This window comes from Methylomonas fluvii (assembly GCF_014850975.1).
Taxonomy (GTDB): Bacteria; Pseudomonadota; Gammaproteobacteria; order Methylococcales; family Methylomonadaceae; genus Methylomonas; species Methylomonas fluvii.
Genome location: NZ_JACXST010000001.1, coordinates 852,971 through 870,998, shown reverse-complemented (window position 1 = coordinate 870,998; position 18,028 = coordinate 852,971). Strand labels below are relative to the sequence as shown.

Genomic DNA, 18,028 nt, shown 5'->3' with positions numbered 1-18,028 from the left:
CCTCTCCTCTCGTAATTGTTGAAGTTATCAGAGCTTAAAACAGCAAGCCAGTCAATCTAATTTACTACCGCAGTATACACAGCATTGCGCTGGAGAATTGCTTGAACGACGCCAGGCAAATCCCTGGATTTTTTTGAACGCTTATTGACCGCTTTCGGTAACAATCACACCGATGCCGTTTTTCTGCAGCAATTCCTTAATCGTGGAAACGCTGGCGGGATTATCGTAAGGACCGACCTTAACGCGATGCCAGATAACATTGCCGACCTTAGCTTTTTCGACCCGCGACTCTATGCCGAGCGACGCCAGCTTAGCCTTGTGACGCTCGGCTTCCGAGGCTTCCCGGAAGGAACCGGCCTGCATAATGTATTTGGCAGCCTTGGTTTTGCCGACCAGTTGCTCGCGTACCCGGGTTTTGATTTCGTAGTCAGGCACCACGACTTCCGCTTGTGGCAGTATGGTATAAAAATCGTACCGCGGTTCTTCCGGTTCCGCTGGTTGCGGCGGCTCCACGGGCTTTTCCGGCTCAACGGCCGCTTGAGCTTGCGGTTTGACCGGTAATTCCTGCTTAAGCTTTTCCACCACTTGCGGGATTTCCGCCTCCGGCTTGCCTGCCACCAACTCCGGCACCATTTTGCGGATCATGTTCAAAAACACCCCAAAAGCTACAATCAGCGCGATGACCAGTAACCAACGCCAAGGCGCGACCGAGGACTTTTTCGGCTTTCTGCGGCTATTGGTGTAACTGGGGCTTTGAACGCGGTGCTTATAGTCTCTGGCCATTACATCGCTTCAGGTGCATTGATTTTCAATAGGGATAGGGCGTTGACCAATACCTGCTTCACGGCGCAAATCAAATTGATACGCGCGTTGCAAAGCTTTTCGTCGTCTACCAGAAACTGGTGTGCGTTGTAATAACTGTGGAACTGATTGGCCAGTTCACGCAAGTAATGAATCAATTGATGAGGTTCGTAATTCACAGCAGCACGTTCCAAAGTTTCCGGGTACTTGGAAAGTGTAGTCAGTAACGCGGCTTCCTGCTCTTCGGTCAACAGATTCAGGTTCTCCATCCCCAAATGCGGATTGCGCTGCCGGCCTTTTTCGTCGAGCTGGCGCAACACACTGCACACCCGGGCATGCGCATACTGCACATAATAAACCGGGTTTTCGTTGCTTCTGGAAGTGGCTAGCTTCAAATCGAAATCCATATGTTGCTCGGATTTACGCATCACATAAAAGAAGCGGCAAGCATCTCTACCCACTTCGCTACGCAGCTGCCTTAGGGTGACAAACTCGCCGGAGCGGGTCGACATTTGCACCTTCTCGTCGCCGCGATACAAGATCGCAAATTGCACCAGCAATACTTTCAGTTTGGATTCGTCGGCACCCAAGGCTTGCATCGCCGCTTTCACGCGCGGAATATAACCGTGGTGATCCGCACCCCAGATGTTGACGATTTGATCGAAGCCCCGATCCAACTTGTGCATGTGGTAGGCAATATCGGAAGCAAAATAGGTGGTCTGGCCGTTATCGCGCACGACCACTCTGTCTTTTTCGTCGCCCAGGCGGCTAGAGGCAAACCAAGTAGCACCTTCCTGCTGGTAAAGATAGCCGGCCGCATCCAGACGCCGCAAAGCCTGCTCAACGGAATGATCGTCCATCAGCGAACGCTCGGAAAACCACTGCTGATAGCTGACGCCGAATTCGGCCAAGTCGTCTTTAATATCGTCCAGGATTTCGTCCAGACCGGCTTGAAACACTTCCTTATAAGCCTCGCCGAGCAAGGTTTTGGCTCGGTCTATCAGCGCATCAATGTGTTTTTCCTTATCGCCGCCCTGCGGTTCATCGGCAGGTAAATCAGCCATCACTAGCGTGGAGGCTCGGCGGTAGGCGTCACCAGCCTTTTTATGCAAATTGGCGGAAATATCTCGGACATACTCGCCGCGATAGCCATTGCTTGGAAACGGTAAAACTTCGCCGCAGGCTTCCAGATAACGCAGCCAGACGCTGGTGGCGAGAATGTCCATTTGCCGACCGGCATCGTTGACATAGTATTCGCGCTCGACTTCAAAGCCGGCGGCAGCCAGCAAGTCCGCTACAGCGGAACCATACGCAGCACCGCGGCCATGGCCGACATGCAAGGGCCCGGTGGGATTGGCGGAAACGAATTCGACCTGGACACGTTTGCCAACTCCGATTTTGCTTGAGCCGAACTCCGCTCCGGCGTCGAGCACCTGTTTGACAATCTGGAACTGGCTGTCGGGATTGATGAAGAAATTGATAAATCCGGGGCCAGCAATGTCAACCTTGCTGATTAGCGCGTCATTCGGCAGCGCCGCGACGATTTTTTCGGCCAGTTGTCTAGGATTAAGTTTGGCCGGCTTGGCCAGCATCATTGCCAGGTTGGTGGCGAAATCGCCATGCAGCACATCGCGCGTACGTTCTAAATTGATTTGCGCAATAAAATCGTTTTCGAGAATACCTTGAGTTTTAAGGGCTGTAACGGCTTGTTGTAAAAGGGATTCCAGCTTTTGTTTCATCGCGTTGAAGAATGGGGATTTATCGGAAAATAGCCGCCATTATCCATTAAAAACAAATTATTGGCTAGGACGCTCGCCGAACAGCGCCGTACCTATCCGCACCAGCGTTGAGCCTTCGGCAACCGCCGCCTGTAAATCGCCACTCATGCCAAACGAAAAAGTATCGAGATCGTGACGCTCAAGTTGCCCCACTGCTTGATACAGCCGGCGGTACGGCAGACATTGTGCTTGGTAATCCTGTTGCGGCTCCGGAATAGCCATTACCCCACGCAAACGCAAGTTGGGCAGCGTCCCGACTTGTTCGATCAGCGCCGGCAAATCGGCCAATTCAATGCCGGACTTGCTGGCTTCGTCACTGATGTTGACTTGCAAACAGATATTCAACGGCGGCAAATAGTCCGGACGCTGCTCGCTGAGGCGTTCGGCTATTTTTAGGCGATCAACGCTGTGCACCCAGGCAAAGTGCTGGGCAATAGGCTTGGTTTTATTAGATTGAATCGGACCAATGAAATGCCAGCTGATATTGAATGCCGCCAATTCCTGCTGTTTTTTCAGGGCTTCCTGTAAATAATTTTCGCCGAAATGGCGTTGACCAATCCGGTAGGCCTCTGCAATATCAGACGACGGCTTGGTCTTGCTGACCGCCAATAACTGCACACTACCGGGCAAACGCTGCGCATTGATTTCGGCCTGACGGAGTTGCTTGCGTACAGTGGCAAAACGCTGAGCGATACTACTCACGATCCTCAGCCGCCGAATCTTTTTTGACGAACAAGCGCGAGAACAGCAAACCGGACTCAAACAACAACCACATCGGCACTGCCAGCAGGGTTTGCGACAAAGCGTCTGGCGGCGTCAAAAACATCGCGATGACGAACACGCCGACAATCACATACGGCCGCTTTTCTGACAGCGTTTCCGGCGTAATGATGCCGGTCCAAACCAGCACAATAGTAAAAATCGGAATTTCGAACGATAAACCGAAGGCAAAAAACATCGCCAACACAAAATCCAGATAAGTGGCTATATCGGTCATCACCGCCACGCCGGCTGGCGCCGCCGAGGTGAGATAGCCGAATACCAACGGGAATACCAAAAAATAGGCGAAGGCCACACCACTGTAAAACAACAGCGTACTAGCCAATAACAATGGCGCCACCATCAGTTTTTCATGGCGATATAAGCCGGGCGCCACAAAACCCCAGAACTGGTACAGAATGAAGGGAATGGAAACGAACACAGCGACCACAAACGCAAGCTTGAACGGCGTGAAAAACGGCGAGGCCACATCGATGGCGATCATCGTGCTGTTTTTCGGCATGTGTAGTAACAGCGGCTCGGCCAGATAGGCATAAATCTCATTGGCGTAACTGGCGGTACCAACAAATACCAGCAGCACGCATAACACGACCTTTAACAGGCGGTCGCGCAGTTCGACTAAATGGCTAAAAAAAGACTGCTCGTTATCCAGCGGCGCTTGGCTTGTCATCGTCCTGATTGATTTCTGTCGCTGCCTGAGCATTGAAGTTAATATCGTCGAGAGCCGACTGAGTATCCTGCACCACTTTCTGCAATTCGCCGGCTATGGACTGTTGCTGGATTAACTGGCGCATTTCCTCGGCGTGCAATTCTTGCTTAATTTCCGCCTTAGCGGTAGCCAGCACAGTACGGGCTTTTCCTACCCAAAACCCGGCCAAGCGGGCCGCTTTCGGCAATTTTTCCGGGCCTAGCACCAATAGCGCCACCAACCCAACCATCAACAATTCTGAAAAACCGACGTCGAACATATCGCAGACTAGGCTCGGTCTTTTTCTTTGTTAGTGACTTCGCCCTCCAAAGGCTCTTCTTCCTTGTTTGCAATCGCCTTATCTTCGCTGCCTTCCTTAACAGCCGAACGAAACCCCTTAATCGCCTCGCCAAGATCGGCGCCGATATTTTTCAGGCGCTTGGTGCCAAACACCAAGATCACGATAACTAAAACTACTAATAAATGAGGGATGCTTAAACCCATTGTTCACTCCTTAATTTTTACCATCAGGAAATATCGCGCTGCGCTTTTTCCTGTAAACCGGACAATCCGAAGCGCCTTTGCAACTCACTGATCACATGTTCCGGCCCGAGTTCCTGATGCGCTAACATCACCATGCAATGAAACCAAAGATCGGCGGTTTCATACACTATTTTATCCTTATCGCCGTCTTTGGCGGCAATCACCGTCTCGGTAGCCTCTTCGCCGATTTTTTTTAAAATATGATCCAAGCCCTTGGCGTATAAACTGGCCACGTAGGACTGATCGGCGGTTTGCAGCTTGCGCTGCTCAAGGACCTCGGCCAATTGCTGTAAAACTTCGCTCATTAGCTTTTGTTTGGATTGAAAATTGCAAAATCATAGCACGTTGCCGAAACAGCCCAAAAAAATCTATCGGCAAAAAAAAGCCTCCCTATGCTTACGCAGAGGGAGGCAAAAAAACCAGCGGAGTGCTTAGAAGGAGGTTCCGCTCGTTATTACAACACCAGGAGGTAGTTACAAATTCTTGGATCAGCTATTCAGCAGCGCCTTAGTCGACATATTGCTAAATATGGAGGTGACAGCGAACAGCATAGTGGAGATGACGAACAAGCCCGAAATAAAGCTCCAAACACCGACGATAAAAAGAGCGCCTATTAAGATGTCTTTTTTAAAGTCGTTCATTGTGCTCAAATTCTCTATTTTTAAATCTTGCGCTTGACAAGACTTCATGTACTTGCTCTTCAGTTGCAGCGCACTATACAGGATAGAAAAAAGTTTACAATTAGGCTTTTACTAAATAAATTGTATACAATTTAGAAACAATAAAAATGTCAACGCTTTTTGGTGAATTTTTTACTTTCCAGGAGATACCATGGACAAACTAACCAGCATGAATGTCTTTGTCCGCGTCGCCAAAGCCGGCAGCTTTGCCGGAGCCGCCAAAGATCTCGATATTTCCAGAGCGATGGCTACCAAACACATTATGCAACTGGAAAGCGAACTCAATACGCGCTTATTCAATCGCACAACCCGCAGCTTAAGCCTGACGGAAGCCGGCGAGGCTTATCTGGAGCGTTGCCAACAAGTCCTACTGGACGTGGCCGAGATGGAATCGGCGATCACTCACCTGCAAACAGAGCCACGCGGCACCCTGAAAATTCTGGCGCCGCCAGTCATCGGCGCCAGCCATATTTCGCCGGGCTTGACCGAATATCTAAAAAGCTACCCCGATCTCTCAGTAGAGATGGTGCTGAAAGGCGGACAAGTCGATTTAATCGATGAGGGCGTCGATTTGGCTATTTATTTGGGACAACTCAACGACACCAGCCTGGTGGCCCGAAAGCTGGCCAGCTCGTCGCTGGTCGTTTGCGCGTCCCCGGAATATCTTAAAGCACACGGCACGCCGCAAGACCCGGAAGACCTGGAAGACCATAGCTGCTTGATCAACTGGGCGATCCCGCCGCGTAACAAATGGCGTTTCAAGGGTATCCTGGGGGAACGCACGGTCACGGTCACGGGCCGGATGCAGGCCAACATGGCCGATCCGATCCGCAACGCCGCGGTGAATGGCTTGGGCCTGATCATGTTACCGCGCTACATTGTTGGCCGCGACATCGAGCAAGGCCGACTGCAAGTAGTGATGGAGCAATACGGTATCGCGCCGCTGGAAATTTATGCGGTGTACCCGCACCGCAAATATTTGTCGGCCAAAGTACGCTCGTTTTTGGAGTTTATTCAAGCCTGGCTACCGCATCGAATCGGCATGAACCGATGAGCGACCTGCAAGACAAATGGGATGCCATTTACCAAAATGCCTGCTCTCCACCACTACCTGCCGAGGTCCTTAGCCAGCTTCAATACCTGCTACCCAAGCAAGGCAAAGCGCTGGACTTGGCCTGCGGCCTGGGCGGCAACGCCCTCCTCCTCGCCGAGTCCGGCCTTGATGTGGACGCTTGGGATATTTCCCCGGTCGCTTTACAAATACTGCAACAACAAGCTACCGAAAACGGCCTGCCAATCGCCACGCGGCAATGCCATATCAGCGCCGAAACTCTGGCGCCGCAGACTTACGATGTGATTGTCATCTGTCGTTTTCTTGACCGAGCCCTGTGTAATGCGATAATGGCAGCCTTGAAACCGGGCGGCCTGCTGTTTTATCAAACATTTACCCGCAACAAACTTGACCAACAAGGCCCCAGCAATCCCGAGTACTTACTGGCAAACAACGAATTATTGCGGCTATTCAGCTCCTTAAGCGTGGTTTTTTACCAAGAATACGCAAAACTCGGCGATGTGCGATTCGGCAATAGAAACGAAGCCTGTTTTATCGGGCAAAAATGAAGCGGTAAATTAATGATAGAAAATCTCGACCCCAAACAATCCTGGGCTGTATTACAAACTAATCCGGCAGCGGTGCTGATCGATGTCAGGACAGCCATCGAGCACAGCTTTGTCGGCCACCCGCCGCAAGCGGTTCATGTCGCCTGGAAAGAATTTCCCGGCATGCAGTTAAACACGGGTTTCGTAGAGCAAGTGCAACAGCATGCCCCGAATAAAGCCGCGCCGATTCTACTGCTGTGCCGCAGCGGACAGCGCTCTGTAGATGCAGCCAAAGCCCTGGAAGCAGCGGGCTACGAGCATCTGATCAACATCCTGGAAGGCTTCGAAGGCCCGCTGGATGAAAACAAACACCGCGGCAATACCGGCGGCTGGCGTTTTCACGGCTTGCCTTGGCAACAAAGTTAATCCCCAGCCCATCGGTCCGCGCCAGCGCGAAAACCAAAACTAAATCCCGCTGTGCGGCTTGTCCGTTCGGCCTATCTGTTCCTTAAAAATCATCTAGTAAATTATTGTGATAGAAAAACTTAGAAACATCGCGATCATCGCTCACGTCGACCACGGCAAAACCACCTTAGTTGACCAACTTTTACAGCAATCCGGCACCTTCGACGCGCACACTAAAGTCGACGAACGGGTGATGGACTCCAACGCGCTGGAAAAAGAACGCGGCATTACCATTCTGGCGAAAAACACCGCGATCGACTGGAACGGCTATCACATCAACATCGTCGACACCCCAGGCCACGCCGACTTCGGTGGCGAAGTCGAACGGGTTTTATCGATGGTGGATTCGGTTTTATTGTTAGTGGATGCGGTTGACGGCCCGATGCCGCAAACCCGCTTTGTCACGAAAAAAGCCTTTGCCTTGGGCTTAAAACCCATCGTCGTCATCAATAAAGTGGACCGCCCTGGCGCCCGCCCTGATTGGGTCGTCGATCAAACTTTCGATTTGTTTGATAACCTCGGTGCCACCGATGAACAATTGGATTTCCCGATTGTGTATGCCTCGGCGTTAAATGGTTTCGCCGGTTTGGAAGCCGACGTATCCGGCGGCGATATGACACCGCTGTTTCAAACTATTGTCGATAAAGTCGCGCCGCCGCCGGTTGAAGTGGACGCGCCGTTTCAAATGCAGGTCATCAGCCTGGATTACAACTCCTATGTCGGCGTTATCGGTATCGGTCGTATTCAACACGGTAAAGTCACGCGTAATATGCCGTTAACGATTGTCGATAACGATGGTAAAACCCGTAGCGGCCGCATGCTGAAACTGTACGGTTTCCATGGCTTAGAACGCGTCGAAGTGGAAACCGCGCAAGCCGGCGACATCATTGCCTTCTGCGGTATCGAGAATCTGAAAATCTCGGAAACCTTGTGCGACCCTAACAACGTAGTTGCCTTGCCGCCGCTATCGGTAGACGAGCCGACCGTGAGCATGACCTTCCAGGTCAACAATTCGCCGTTTGCCGGCAGAGAAGGTAAATTTATTACCACTCGCCAAATTTACGACCGTTTACAAAAAGAGTTGCAGCACAACGTGGCTCTGCGTGTGGAAACCACCGATGATCCGGACAAGTTTAAGGTTTCGGGTCGTGGCGAGTTGCACTTGTCGGTGTTGATCGAGAACATGCGCCGCGAAGGCTTCGAACTAGGCGTGTCGCGCCCGCAAGTGATCATCAAAGAAATTGACGGCATCAAACAGGAACCGTTTGAAAACGTCACGATTGAGGTGGAAGAGCAGCACCAAGGCACCATCATGGAAAAATTGGGCGAGCGTAAAGGCGACCTGAAAGACATGGTACCTGATGGTAAAGGCCGTATCCGCTTGGAATATGTCGTGCCTTCCCGTGGTTTACTGGGCTTCCAGACCGAGTTCCTGACCGCCACGTCCGGATCGGGCTTGTTCTACCACGTCTTCGACCATTATGGCCCCGTGAAAGAAGGCGCGGTCGGCAGTCGTGTGCGCGGGGTGTTGATTTCCATGGCTAAGGGTAAAGCGGTCGATTATTCGCTGTATCCACTGCAAGCTCGGGGTGAGTTGCTGGTGGTTAATGGCGATGAAATCTACGAAGGACAATTAGTCGGCATCCATTCACGCAGTAGCGATTTAGTGGTTAACCCCACAAAACCCAAACCTTTAACCAACATTCGTGCCGCGGGTACTGACGACAGCTTAACCTGCGCCAAAATTCAAAAAATGACCTTGGAACAAGCTTTGGAATTTATCAGCGATGACGAACTGGTCGAAGTGACACCTAAATCAATTCGTCTACGTAAAATCTTATTGACTGAAAACGAACGCAAGCGCGCGCCAAAATAGTCAAATAAAAAGCCGTGCTCGTCGCAAAGACGAGCACGGCTTTTCTATTCAGAAAACCGGATTGGGCTTATTGCAACACGAATTTTAAGCCTATCACCAGCAGCAAAGTCGCTAAAACCGGCCGCAAAAAATATTCGGGAATCTTCGCACTTAGATGACTGCCGATCCAGATCCCCGGCACCGACCCCAGCAACAAGCTGATCAACAAATCCAGATCAAAATTTCCCAGGCTCAAATGCCCTAAACCAGCCACGGCGGTTAAAGGAATCGCATGCGCCAAATCGGTACCGACGATTTTCAAGGTGGTCATTCTAGGATACAGAAATAGCAAAGCCACAGTCCCTAAAGCCCCGGCGCCAACCGAGGATAATGTCACCAACACGCCCAGCACCGCACCGGTAAACACCGTGGCAATTTTTTCCCAGCGTGGGGAAAAGCGGCCGCTGTTTTCCTGATTACTATGCTCGTCATCGATTGCCGCAGTCTTGGCAGCTTTACGCAACAAAATGCTGCGGACCAGCAAGGCCAGAGCCGTCAGTAACAGCGCCACACCTAAGGTAAAGGTAATCGCGCCGGTCACTTCCTTGCCGACCTCCATCAGATTTTTCAGCACATACAAAGTTATACCGGCAAACGGCAAACTACCCAGCGCCAACCAGCCGACGATTTTCCAGTCCACCGAACCGTGCTTGCCGTGATGAACAAACACCCCGGCGGTTTTCGTAATCGACGCATACAGTAAATCCGTCCCTACCGCGACGGCGGGTTTAAAGCCAAACAAAAAGATCAGAAGCGGCGTCATCAACGAACCGCCGCCAACACCGGTAACACCCACCAGCATACCCACGAAAAACCCGGATGCCGTATACATTAAATTCATAGACAATCACCTTAAACTTCATAATATTCGATAAGTGGCTTCATTATGCCAGCGCCGCCACTCAGCTTATTAATGATTAAATTGCATATGTATATTTAATTTTTAGATATTTATCAGCCTGAGCGCACTATTGCTCAATACCGAAATGACTGAGCCCGAGGCCATCTTTTAGTAAACTGACGCGTATTCACTAAAATCCAACTTTAGGAGGATTTATGGTTAGGCAGGCGATAGTATTGGTATTTGGTTGGCTGTTGTCAGGTACGGCCTTCGGTGATCAAGATGACTGGGTCTACACGCCTCGTCAACAGCCGCAGCAACGACAATACCGGCAGCAACCCGAACAGCGGCAATACAATCGCCGAGACGATTACAGCAATGACTATGACCAGGATCGTGATCGTGATCGTGATCGTGATCGTGATCGTGATCGTGATTATCAAGACTATCAAAGAAATCAAGGCAATCAGGGTTTTCAGGGCTATCGAGGTGGTTATCGGGGCTACATTCCGCAGCCTCCGACCGGCTATCAGGCTCCAGCCGATTATTATGGATTACCGCCAGTCAGGGGTTTCGTCTACCCTCCGCAACCGCAGCAAATGCCGGGGTTCGAGAATCACCCTCGCGGACGCTGGTAGCTGTAAAACGAATTATTGATCCTTAGCATGAAAAATGGCATCAGGCTTTCGACATTTTTTCACTAAGACTTACCTTATGATTCTGAGCGTTTTTGTCGGGAATTCGATAAATTGTCGGACAGTTGGCAAGCGTTCCCGGAGATAGGCTTTTTGGCGGGCTTGGGGGTTGCCATGAAAGTGCCGACTTTCTGTTTACAAGGACACGCTGAACACGCTGGTCGCACTAGTGGATCGACAAGCTCACCACGAACGGAATCAATAACATATGGTTCGCCTTGAGCCTGGTGATGGACTTACTCAGAGCCGCGTTAAGTTTTAAAAACAAACAGTTATTTCCGAATTTTGCAGCTGGCGGAAATTGGTCATGATTTTGCTTGGCGGTTAATGCCTGTCCAAATCAAATCGACTAAGGGGAATAAAATGTTTGAACACAAAAATCTTGACGGCACTTGGAACCGCGTTGTTTCAAAAAGCGATGCGTTTCTGAGTGGTGATATTCTGGAAACTCGGGATATGGTCGGCACCGAACCCGAGAAAATCGCCCGTATGCAATTTGCTGTGATCGGCCAGTACTTGGTCGAACGTTGCCTGCCTCCGGAAGCCTTGAGTGAAACTTGGGCGCAGGATGCCGGCAAACTGCCTTGGTGGGATTCGGTAAAAAACCCGCCGCATATGGGCATTATCGCCGACTTCAACAGCCACAACGGCGGTCTGCATCGTATTCCTTTCGACGCCAATCATAATGTCGTCGGCTTTGCCAGCGATGGCGAGGAAATCGTTCTCGGCAAAGGTGTGTACACAGTCACCCGCAAAAGCGATGGCAAAGAGTTAAGCGCTGCATCGCAGAGTGAACTGCGTGCGTTGTATTTCGCGTAACCGGTGGATTGATCGGCATAGAACTGGGTTGAGCCAAGCGAAACCCAGTTTATTAACCCGGCCCTCAAATATCGTCGCTCCCGCGTAAGCAGGAGCTCGGTTTTCACACTGGATTCCCGCTTACGCGGGAATGACGGTATCAGGGAATTTAAGGGCTTGGCTAATATAAAGTTTGGAATAACCATGATCGACCTTGAATTCTAATTCTGTCCTTAACTTCGAATAGTTGGTTTCCCTTAAACGCCCGCCACACTCATGCGGAGATCCAGATTTTTGATTATCTCTCGGTCTCGGATGCTCCGTATCGATATGCAGTTTTCTCACTTCCCGCTCACCGGCATGATGTGTTTTAGGTAATAATCGGCACGTAGCTGAGAATGTTACGAGTTTTATCGCTGAACGCAGATTATCGGAACAGAACATGGGTATACAGGATCGCGACTACTATCGGGAAAAATATAAACAAGCGTCTAAAGTTGGCGGTCCTGATTTTGTCGCCAATCAGACGATTCAGCGGGGTCGCGGAAAATCAAGTAACAGCGGCATTCGCTATCTTTTGTTTCCGGTCTTAACCATTGCCGCGCTGTGGTACGGCGCCGATGCCTTTTTGCGGTTCGAAAAGGCCAAAAGGCAGGCTGACATACCGCTACCAGTGGCTATTGCTCCGCAAGCCCAACCACAATCCAATCTGATTTCCCCCAAAGCCGGTGGCGTTGTCTTGAAAACCGACCCGCAAGGCCATTTTCGCGGTACGGTGTTAATCAATAACGTACCTATGCCTTTTCTGATCGATACCGGGGCGACCAAAACCGTGATTCCAAGCAGCATGGCAATCCAAGCCGGTTTGCCGTTCGGCGGCGTGGTGCAATCCAATACTGCCGGCGGCAAAGTATCGGATCGCGCGACTCAAATCTCAAGTCTGGTTCTGGGTAGTGCCGTCATTAAAAATCTTGATGCGCACATCAACGACCACCTGGATGAAGTGTTGATTGGCATGAATACTTTAAAATATTTCCAGATCACCCAAGCCGGCAATACGCTGACCTTGCTAGCCAATAACCAAGCCGGCATCAAACCCGCGAATCAGTCCATGGCCAGCCTGGAGAGCTTAGCCGCCAATCAATCTGCTAAAAAACCCACGACCATCAAAAAAACCTTGCACTGCGATGAACGCCAGGTTTGCACAACAACCTATAGCGATCATTAATGCCGGCCATTAGCAGCAGCTTCTACGCATACCTCTCCCGCTTGCGTTGGATCAAGCGCTGGGGTTTGAAGCGCAACGCCCATGAAGAAAATGTCATGGAGCATAGCTGGGAAGTGGCGGTGATTGCCCACATGCTGGCCTTAATCAAAAACCGTTATTTTGACGGTCAACTCGACGCCAATGCGGTCGCCACCGCCGCGCTGTATCATGATGTAATAGAAGTGATTACCGGCGATTTGCCGACGCCGATCAAATACCACTCGCCGGCGATTCTGGATGCCTACAAGCAAATCGAGCACCAAGCGGAGACCGAATTGTTGAATTTGTTGCCCGCGGCATTGCGCGAGGATTTTCGCGCATTTATTCAACACGAAAGCCTGCCGGAGGCTCATCAGCAAATCATTAAAGCGGCCGACAAGATTTCCGCCTATCTAAAATGCAAAGCCGAACTCAAAGCCGGCAATACCGAGTTTGAGATGGCCGCGGAGCAACTGGCTAAAAATATCCACGAACTGCAACAGCCGGAAGTGGTGTTTTTTATGCGGGCTTTTGCGCCGAGTTGCGGCTTGACCCTGGATGGCTTAATACAAAAAAGCGATTCCGAAAAAGGCCGGACTCTATAATCCGCGCACCAATAGTTTCAACTGATTTTTAAATTCGCTTTTCAGCCGATAAAGCTGCGCGGGCCTATGCGCGCCGGCGGATTCGGTTTGCCCTTCAACTGTTTCCAACACCCCCAGTTCCTCCATTTTTCGTCGAAAACTGACTTTATTCAGGGTTTCGCCTAAGCAAGCCTCGTAAATCTTTTGCAATCTTGGCAGACTGAAGGTTTCACCGGCCAAGTAACAAGGCAAGGAGGAATACTGCGACTTGTTACGAATCCGCTCCACCGCGGCGGCAATGATGTCGTTATGGTCAAACGGTAGGCGCCGCAAGGCATCCACTGCACAAATAGTCAGGCCGGGATGGTTTGCGGACAAGATCAAATCGGCATCGACCAAAGCAAAATACACCACCGAGATTGACCAGCCGCGCGGGTCCCGCGCTGCGCCGGCAAAGGTTTTCAGTTGCTCTAAATAGGGTGGCAGCAAACCGGTTTTTTGTTGCAGGATGCGTACAGCGGCGTCCAGGCAATCCCTATCGTCTTGCGCATGTATATACCCGCCGGGCAAGGCTTCCTGGTTTGCGTAGGGTTCTTTGTCGCGCTTGGACAGCGTGACGCACAAGCGGTCCTCTTGGATGATCAGCAAGACAATATCAACAGTTGAAATAATGGGCTCGGGCATAGCAATATTGAGTTGGGCGACGTGAGGCATCTTACTTAGTAAAGAATTATAACTATACCGGCATGCAAAAGAGCTTACGATAAATTTTTGTTAGTTGCATTATGTAACTAACATGATTAAGCTAAGCCCATCTCAAAACTCGTCGCAGGTTAAAGCTCATGGCAAACACTCAATTACTGATCATCGATGCGCAAAACGATTTTTGCGATCACGCCCCCGAAGAGTATGCCCCGGCTCTACCCGTGCCGGGCGCCTATCAGGATTGCCTGAGACTGGCGCAGCTAATTGAGCAAGCCGGACTTGCCATTAACGGCGTTATCGCCACGCTCGATACCCATCACATGATCGATCTGGCGCACAACAGCTCTTGGCTAACTGAAGATGGCGTAGCGCCACCGCCATTTTCCCGGGTGACCGCCACTGACTTTTTAGCGGGCCGTTATCGCCTAGCCGGCACAACGGTGTCACCGGAGCAAAACGATTATGCTCTAAACTACCTGCAACAACTGGAGCAGATGCAGCGGTCTTTTATCCTTTGGCCACCGCACTGTTTAATCGGGACGCCGGGACACAATCTTAACCCCGAGTTGGCGCAAGCCTTAAGCCATTGGGAAACGCGAACCTCCAAGCCCGTTACGCTGGTGCAAAAAGGCGAAAACATTTGGACGGAAAGCTTTTCCGCACTAAAAGCCGTCATCCCGGCCCCTGCCGATCCGGCCACGCAGTTGAATCAGGCCGTACTGGAAATGCTCGCTCAGTCGGATCGTTTATTAATCGCCGGCCAAGCCAGCAGCCACTGCGTCAAAGAAACGATCAGCGACATTTTGCAGTTCGGCGCCGCCGAGCTAAAACGCAAGCTGGTGATCCTGACTGACTGCATGAGTCCTGTAAGTGGATTCGAAGCAGCCGTCGAACAATTTTTTACCGAACTGCGCGCACAAGACATTCGTCTGGCAACCAGCGCCGAAATTGCATTAGAACTTGTCTCCGAAAATAGCAAAAACTAAGGAATGCACATGACTCCCATCGTCAAAAGCCTGCTCGAAAACGACTTGTACAAATTTCCGATGTGGCAAACCATGCTGCATAAACGGCCGGAAGCCAGCGCCGAATACGATTTTATCTGCCGGAGTACGCCGGAATATCCGCTGGCCGACTTGCTGGATGATGTCAAAAAAGAGCTGGACCACCTTTGTTCGCTGCAATTTGCCGACGACGAACTGGCCTACTTAGCCAAACTACGTTACTTAAAACCCGATTTCATCGAATTCCTGTCCTTGTTTCGGTTTAGAAGCAAATACATCAAGGCATTTGCCGAAGGCGACATCCTGAGAATTCAAGCCCAGGGTCCGCAAGTGCATGTGATGAATTTCGAGATATTTTGTTTGTACATCGTCTCGGAGCTGTATTTTCGCCGCTTCGACCATGCTGCGTTATTGGCGGAAGGCCGCCGCCGCTTGCAGGCAAAATTAGCCACTCTTAAAGCCTTTGCCGAGCAACCCGCAAAAACCCATGCCTTTGAAATTTTCGATTTTGGTTTGCGCCGGCGTGCTTGGGGTAGCTGGCAAGAGGAAGTGGTGCGGACCTTTCAAGCCGAAGTGCCCGGCTTGTTTAAAGGCACGTCCAATGTGTATCTGGCCAAACAATTTGGCTTAACGCCGATCGGCACCATGGCGCATGAATATCTGCAATCTTACCAAGCGCATGTGGTGCGGCTGCGCGAATTTCAACGCATGGCCTTGGAAGATTGGGCACAGGAGTTTCGCGGCGATTTGGGCGTGGCGTTGACTGACACCATTGGCATGGATGCCTTTCTGCGCGATTTTGATTTGTATTTTGCCAAGTTGTTTGACGGCCTGCGCCATGACTCCGGCGACCCGGTGGTTTGGGGTGAAAAAGCCATCGGCCATTATCAAAAACTACGCATCAATCCGCATGGCAAACGCTTGGTGTTCTCCGATGGATTGGATATTCCCAAGGCAATCAATCTTTATCAGCACTTTGCTGACCGCATTCAATTGGGCTTTGGGATCGGCACAAATTTAACCAACGATCTTGGCGGCCCCAAGCCTTTGAATATTGTGATGAAACTGGTGCGCTGCAACGGCGACCCGGTGGCGAAATTATCCGATGCCCCCGGCAAGACTTTATGCAACGACCAAACCTTTATTGCCTACTTGCGGCAGATTTTTAATCACTACGCCTAAATTCTGCATAGGAATTGTTATGTCTAAACATCCCTTGACCGTCGCCATCGCCCAAATCAATCCTATGGTCGGCGATTTTGCCGGCAACTTGGCGATTGCCAAAGATGCTTATCGCCAAGCTGCCGCGCAGCACTCGCAACTATTGGTATTCCCGGAGTTGTCCTTGTGCGGTTATTACCCCGGCGACCTGTTAAACGAATCGGCCTTTATTCGCAAAGCCTACGAGGCGTTGGCGGAGCTGACCGCTTTCTCGACACAATTTCCGGGCCTCATTGCGATTGTCGGTACGCCCATAAAAGCAAGCGGGCCCGGCAAGCCGCTGTATAACGCGCTAATTGCCATCCATAACGGCGAGACCATTGCGGAATACCACAAGCAACTGTTGCCCACCTACAATATTTTCGACGAGCGCCGCCACTTCGAACCGGGTCAACAGGGTGCGGTGAGTATCGAGATCGGCGGCTACAAGGTCGGGCTGATGATTTGCGAAGACGGCTGGAACGATAATGCCGACGATTATCCGGTTAATCCTTACGAAGCACTTGCCCTGATCAACCCGGACTTGGTGGTCAGCATCAATGCCAGCCCGTCCAATATCGGTAAACGCACCCAACGGCATCAGGTGATTTGCGGCGCGGCCCGCCGACATGGCTTGCCGATACTGTATGTCAATCAAGTCGGTGGACAAGACAGCATCGTATTTGACGGTACTTCCTTTGCCGTGAATGCCGATGGCGAACTTGCGCGCGAATGGCCGGCTTTCCAAACCGTGATAGACACGCTGCGTTTTGCAGAAGGCGGATTTCAAATCAGTCCGCCACCGGCAGAACCTCAAACAGATAATGATCAGGAATTCATTCTGCAACATATTCTGCTGGGTTTACGGGACTACGTGCGGCGCTGTGGCTTTAAACAAGTGGTCGTAGGTTCGTCGGGCGGTATTGATTCGGCGTTGACGATTGCGATTGCTGCAGAGGCCTTGGGGCCGGAAAATGTCATTGCTATCACGATGCCGTCGGCATTTTCCAGTAGCGGTTCGGTGAGCGACTCGCAACTGCTTTGCGAGGCTTTGGGTGTACCGCTTTTCAGCTATCCGATCAAGGCATTGGTGAATGATTTTGCCGAGCAATTTCACAGCAGTTTTAGCGACGATTTGCGCGGCTTGAGCTTGGAAAACTTACAGGCTCGGCTGCGCGGCACCATCCTGATGGCGTACTCCAACCACTCCGGCGCGATGGTCCTCACCACCGGTAACAAAAGCGAAATATCGGTGGGTTATTGCACGCTATACGGCGACACCAACGGCGGCTTGGGCCTGATCGGCGACTTGTACAAAACTGAGGTGTATCGCCTGTCCGCTTATATCAACCAACGCGCCAATCGCGAGATTATTCCCGCAGCGATTTTAACCAAACCGCCTTCTGCAGAATTGGCGCCCGATCAGAAAGACACCGATAGCTTGCCGCCTTACGAGGTGTTGGATGAAATCTTGAAACTGCTGATCGAAGGCAAGCAGCTGGCTGACCACGAATATCAACAAGCCCGCGAGTTTGTGGCTGGCTATCGAACCACCGCCGCCGGCGAAGCGGTGTACCAGCGCATCGTCGGCATGATAGCCCGCAACGAATACAAACGCCGGCAAGCACCGCCCATTATTCGGGTGCGACCCAGAGCGTTTGGCGCCGGCCGGCAAATGCCGATAGCGGCCAAGCATTAAGGCTAGA

21 protein-coding genes are annotated in these 18,028 nt (G+C 51.2%); 11 read left to right on the top strand and 10 right to left on the bottom strand.

The annotated features are described in order from the left end of the window. Positions 1–141: 141 nt before the first annotated feature. From EBB_RS04175 to EBB_RS04140, 8 genes are all read right to left on the bottom strand, one after another. Positions 142–783: an SPOR domain-containing protein gene (locus tag EBB_RS04175; protein WP_192392603.1), complete on the bottom strand. Its 642-nt coding sequence runs from the start codon at positions 781–783 to the stop codon at positions 142–144. Further along, a complete protein-coding gene (gene argS / locus EBB_RS04170) occupies positions 783–2,540 on the bottom strand; it encodes an arginine--tRNA ligase (protein ID WP_192392602.1) in 1,758 nt (585 codons plus the stop codon). The genes EBB_RS04175 and argS overlap by 1 nt, the downstream gene beginning before the upstream one ends. A 57-nt stretch (positions 2,541–2,597) precedes the next feature. After that, entirely contained in the window at positions 2,598–3,281 is a 684-nt protein-coding gene (locus EBB_RS04165; RefSeq protein WP_192392601.1) for a YggS family pyridoxal phosphate-dependent enzyme, read from the bottom strand. Further along, positions 3,274–4,029, bottom strand: coding sequence for a twin-arginine translocase subunit TatC (gene tatC, locus EBB_RS04160; RefSeq protein WP_192392600.1), 756 nt, complete (start codon positions 4,027–4,029; stop codon positions 3,274–3,276). The genes EBB_RS04165 and tatC overlap by 8 nt, the downstream gene beginning before the upstream one ends. After that, positions 4,004–4,327 carry a Sec-independent protein translocase protein TatB gene (gene tatB / locus EBB_RS04155; RefSeq protein WP_026602621.1) on the bottom strand — a complete coding sequence of 108 codons (324 nt, stop codon included), beginning with the start codon at positions 4,325–4,327 and terminating at the stop codon, positions 4,004–4,006. Before tatB ends, tatC begins: the two co-directional genes overlap by 26 nt. Positions 4,328–4,335: 8 nt before the next feature. Next, on the bottom strand, positions 4,336–4,551 hold the full coding sequence (gene tatA / locus EBB_RS04150; RefSeq protein WP_192392599.1) for a Sec-independent protein translocase subunit TatA: 216 nt from the start codon (positions 4,549–4,551) through the stop codon (positions 4,336–4,338). 23 nt (positions 4,552–4,574) lie between these two features. Next, positions 4,575–4,895 (bottom strand): phosphoribosyl-ATP diphosphatase, encoded by a 321-nt coding sequence (locus EBB_RS04145; protein WP_171697187.1) that lies wholly within the window; start codon positions 4,893–4,895, stop codon positions 4,575–4,577. A gap of 183 nt (positions 4,896–5,078) precedes the next feature. Further along, entirely contained in the window at positions 5,079–5,279 is a 201-nt protein-coding gene (locus tag EBB_RS04140; RefSeq protein ID WP_192393628.1) for a hypothetical protein, read from the bottom strand. 142 nt (positions 5,280–5,421) lie between these two features. Here EBB_RS04140 and EBB_RS04135 point away from each other — a divergent pair, with 142 nt between their 5' ends. The 4 genes from EBB_RS04135 to typA all read left to right on the top strand — a co-directional run bounded on the left by EBB_RS04135 (position 5,422) and on the right by typA (position 9,210). Beyond that, complete coding sequence (locus tag EBB_RS04135) at positions 5,422–6,324, top strand: LysR family transcriptional regulator (protein ID WP_192392598.1); 903 nt, start codon at positions 5,422–5,424, stop codon at positions 6,322–6,324. After that, positions 6,321–6,890, top strand: coding sequence for a class I SAM-dependent methyltransferase (locus EBB_RS04130; RefSeq protein ID WP_192392597.1), 570 nt, complete (start codon positions 6,321–6,323; stop codon positions 6,888–6,890). The genes EBB_RS04135 and EBB_RS04130 overlap by 4 nt, the downstream gene beginning before the upstream one ends. A 12-nt stretch (positions 6,891–6,902) precedes the next feature. After that, positions 6,903–7,295 carry a rhodanese-like domain-containing protein gene (locus EBB_RS04125; RefSeq protein WP_192392596.1) on the top strand — a complete coding sequence of 131 codons (393 nt, stop codon included), beginning with the start codon at positions 6,903–6,905 and terminating at the stop codon, positions 7,293–7,295. A gap of 106 nt (positions 7,296–7,401) precedes the next feature. Further along, a complete protein-coding gene (gene typA / locus EBB_RS04120; protein WP_192392595.1) occupies positions 7,402–9,210 on the top strand; it encodes a translational GTPase TypA in 1,809 nt (602 codons plus the stop codon). A 67-nt stretch (positions 9,211–9,277) separates the two neighbouring features. On the opposite strand, the gene EBB_RS04115 is transcribed toward typA, so the two are convergent. Next, positions 9,278–10,090, bottom strand: a complete 813-nt coding sequence (locus EBB_RS04115) for a sulfite exporter TauE/SafE family protein (protein ID WP_192392594.1) — start codon at positions 10,088–10,090, stop codon at positions 9,278–9,280. A gap of 215 nt (positions 10,091–10,305) precedes the next feature. Between EBB_RS04115 and EBB_RS04110 the strand changes: the two genes are divergently transcribed. The 4 genes from EBB_RS04110 (at position 10,306) to yfbR (ending at position 13,434) form a co-directional block, all read left to right on the top strand. Continuing rightward, on the top strand, positions 10,306–10,728 hold the full coding sequence (locus EBB_RS04110; protein WP_192392593.1) for a hypothetical protein: 423 nt from the start codon (positions 10,306–10,308) through the stop codon (positions 10,726–10,728). 420 nt (positions 10,729–11,148) lie between these two features. Next, positions 11,149–11,604: a hypothetical protein gene (locus EBB_RS04105; protein ID WP_020484205.1), complete on the top strand. Its 456-nt coding sequence runs from the start codon at positions 11,149–11,151 to the stop codon at positions 11,602–11,604. Between the two features lie 421 nt (positions 11,605–12,025). Then, positions 12,026–12,811, top strand: coding sequence for a retropepsin-like aspartic protease family protein (locus EBB_RS04100; protein ID WP_192392592.1), 786 nt, complete (start codon positions 12,026–12,028; stop codon positions 12,809–12,811). Further along, the gene (gene yfbR, locus EBB_RS04095; protein ID WP_192392591.1) at positions 12,811–13,434 is read left to right on the top strand and encodes a 5'-deoxynucleotidase; all 624 of its coding nucleotides are present in this window, start codon (positions 12,811–12,813) and stop codon (positions 13,432–13,434) included. Before EBB_RS04100 ends, yfbR begins: the two co-directional genes overlap by 1 nt. On the opposite strand, the gene EBB_RS04090 is transcribed toward yfbR, so the two are convergent. Continuing rightward, positions 13,429–14,097 (bottom strand): NUDIX hydrolase, encoded by a 669-nt coding sequence (locus tag EBB_RS04090; RefSeq protein WP_225587231.1) that lies wholly within the window; start codon positions 14,095–14,097, stop codon positions 13,429–13,431. The genes yfbR and EBB_RS04090 overlap by 6 nt on opposite strands. A gap of 158 nt (positions 14,098–14,255) precedes the next feature. Between EBB_RS04090 and EBB_RS04085 the strand changes: the two genes are divergently transcribed. From EBB_RS04085 to EBB_RS04075, 3 genes are read left to right on the top strand one after another with little or no spacing between them, the layout of a single operon-like run. Next, positions 14,256–15,104 carry a cysteine hydrolase family protein gene (locus EBB_RS04085; protein ID WP_192392589.1) on the top strand — a complete coding sequence of 283 codons (849 nt, stop codon included), beginning with the start codon at positions 14,256–14,258 and terminating at the stop codon, positions 15,102–15,104. A gap of 9 nt (positions 15,105–15,113) precedes the next feature. Next, positions 15,114–16,304, top strand: a complete 1,191-nt coding sequence (pncB, locus tag EBB_RS04080) for a nicotinate phosphoribosyltransferase (protein ID WP_192392588.1) — start codon at positions 15,114–15,116, stop codon at positions 16,302–16,304. A 19-nt stretch (positions 16,305–16,323) separates the two neighbouring features. Continuing rightward, positions 16,324–18,021 (top strand): NAD+ synthase, encoded by a 1,698-nt coding sequence (locus EBB_RS04075; protein ID WP_192392587.1) that lies wholly within the window; start codon positions 16,324–16,326, stop codon positions 18,019–18,021. Positions 18,022–18,028 lie beyond the last annotated feature (7 nt).

Bases quoted from the DNA above. Each gene is read 5' to 3' on its own strand.
- EBB_RS04125 (WP_192392596.1), top strand. From the start codon at position 6,903: ATGATAGAAAATCTCGACCCCAAACAATCCTGGGCTGTATTACAAACT.
- yfbR (WP_192392591.1), top strand. From the start codon at position 12,811: ATGCCGGCCATTAGCAGCAGCTTCTACGCATACCTCTCCCGCTTGCGT.
- EBB_RS04140 (WP_192393628.1), bottom strand. From the start codon at position 5,279: ATGAAGTCTTGTCAAGCGCAAGATTTAAAAATAGAGAATTTGAGCACA.
- EBB_RS04135 (WP_192392598.1), top strand. From the start codon at position 5,422: ATGGACAAACTAACCAGCATGAATGTCTTTGTCCGCGTCGCCAAAGCC.
- EBB_RS04105 (WP_020484205.1), top strand. From the start codon at position 11,149: ATGTTTGAACACAAAAATCTTGACGGCACTTGGAACCGCGTTGTTTCA.
- tatB (WP_026602621.1), bottom strand. From the start codon at position 4,327: ATGTTCGACGTCGGTTTTTCAGAATTGTTGATGGTTGGGTTGGTGGCG.
- EBB_RS04090 (WP_225587231.1), bottom strand. From the start codon at position 14,097: ATGCCCGAGCCCATTATTTCAACTGTTGATATTGTCTTGCTGATCATC.
- EBB_RS04075 (WP_192392587.1), top strand. From the start codon at position 16,324: ATGTCTAAACATCCCTTGACCGTCGCCATCGCCCAAATCAATCCTATG.
- tatC (WP_192392600.1), bottom strand. From the start codon at position 4,029: ATGACAAGCCAAGCGCCGCTGGATAACGAGCAGTCTTTTTTTAGCCAT.
- EBB_RS04130 (WP_192392597.1), top strand. From the start codon at position 6,321: ATGAGCGACCTGCAAGACAAATGGGATGCCATTTACCAAAATGCCTGC.
- EBB_RS04115 (WP_192392594.1), bottom strand. From the start codon at position 10,090: ATGAATTTAATGTATACGGCATCCGGGTTTTTCGTGGGTATGCTGGTG.
- EBB_RS04175 (WP_192392603.1), bottom strand. From the start codon at position 783: ATGGCCAGAGACTATAAGCACCGCGTTCAAAGCCCCAGTTACACCAAT.
- pncB (WP_192392588.1), top strand. From the start codon at position 15,114: ATGACTCCCATCGTCAAAAGCCTGCTCGAAAACGACTTGTACAAATTT.
- tatA (WP_192392599.1), bottom strand. From the start codon at position 4,551: ATGGGTTTAAGCATCCCTCATTTATTAGTAGTTTTAGTTATCGTGATC.
- EBB_RS04145 (WP_171697187.1), bottom strand. From the start codon at position 4,895: ATGAGCGAAGTTTTACAGCAATTGGCCGAGGTCCTTGAGCAGCGCAAG.
- argS (WP_192392602.1), bottom strand. From the start codon at position 2,540: ATGAAACAAAAGCTGGAATCCCTTTTACAACAAGCCGTTACAGCCCTT.
- EBB_RS04110 (WP_192392593.1), top strand. From the start codon at position 10,306: ATGGTTAGGCAGGCGATAGTATTGGTATTTGGTTGGCTGTTGTCAGGT.
- EBB_RS04100 (WP_192392592.1), top strand. From the start codon at position 12,026: ATGGGTATACAGGATCGCGACTACTATCGGGAAAAATATAAACAAGCG.
- EBB_RS04085 (WP_192392589.1), top strand. From the start codon at position 14,256: ATGGCAAACACTCAATTACTGATCATCGATGCGCAAAACGATTTTTGC.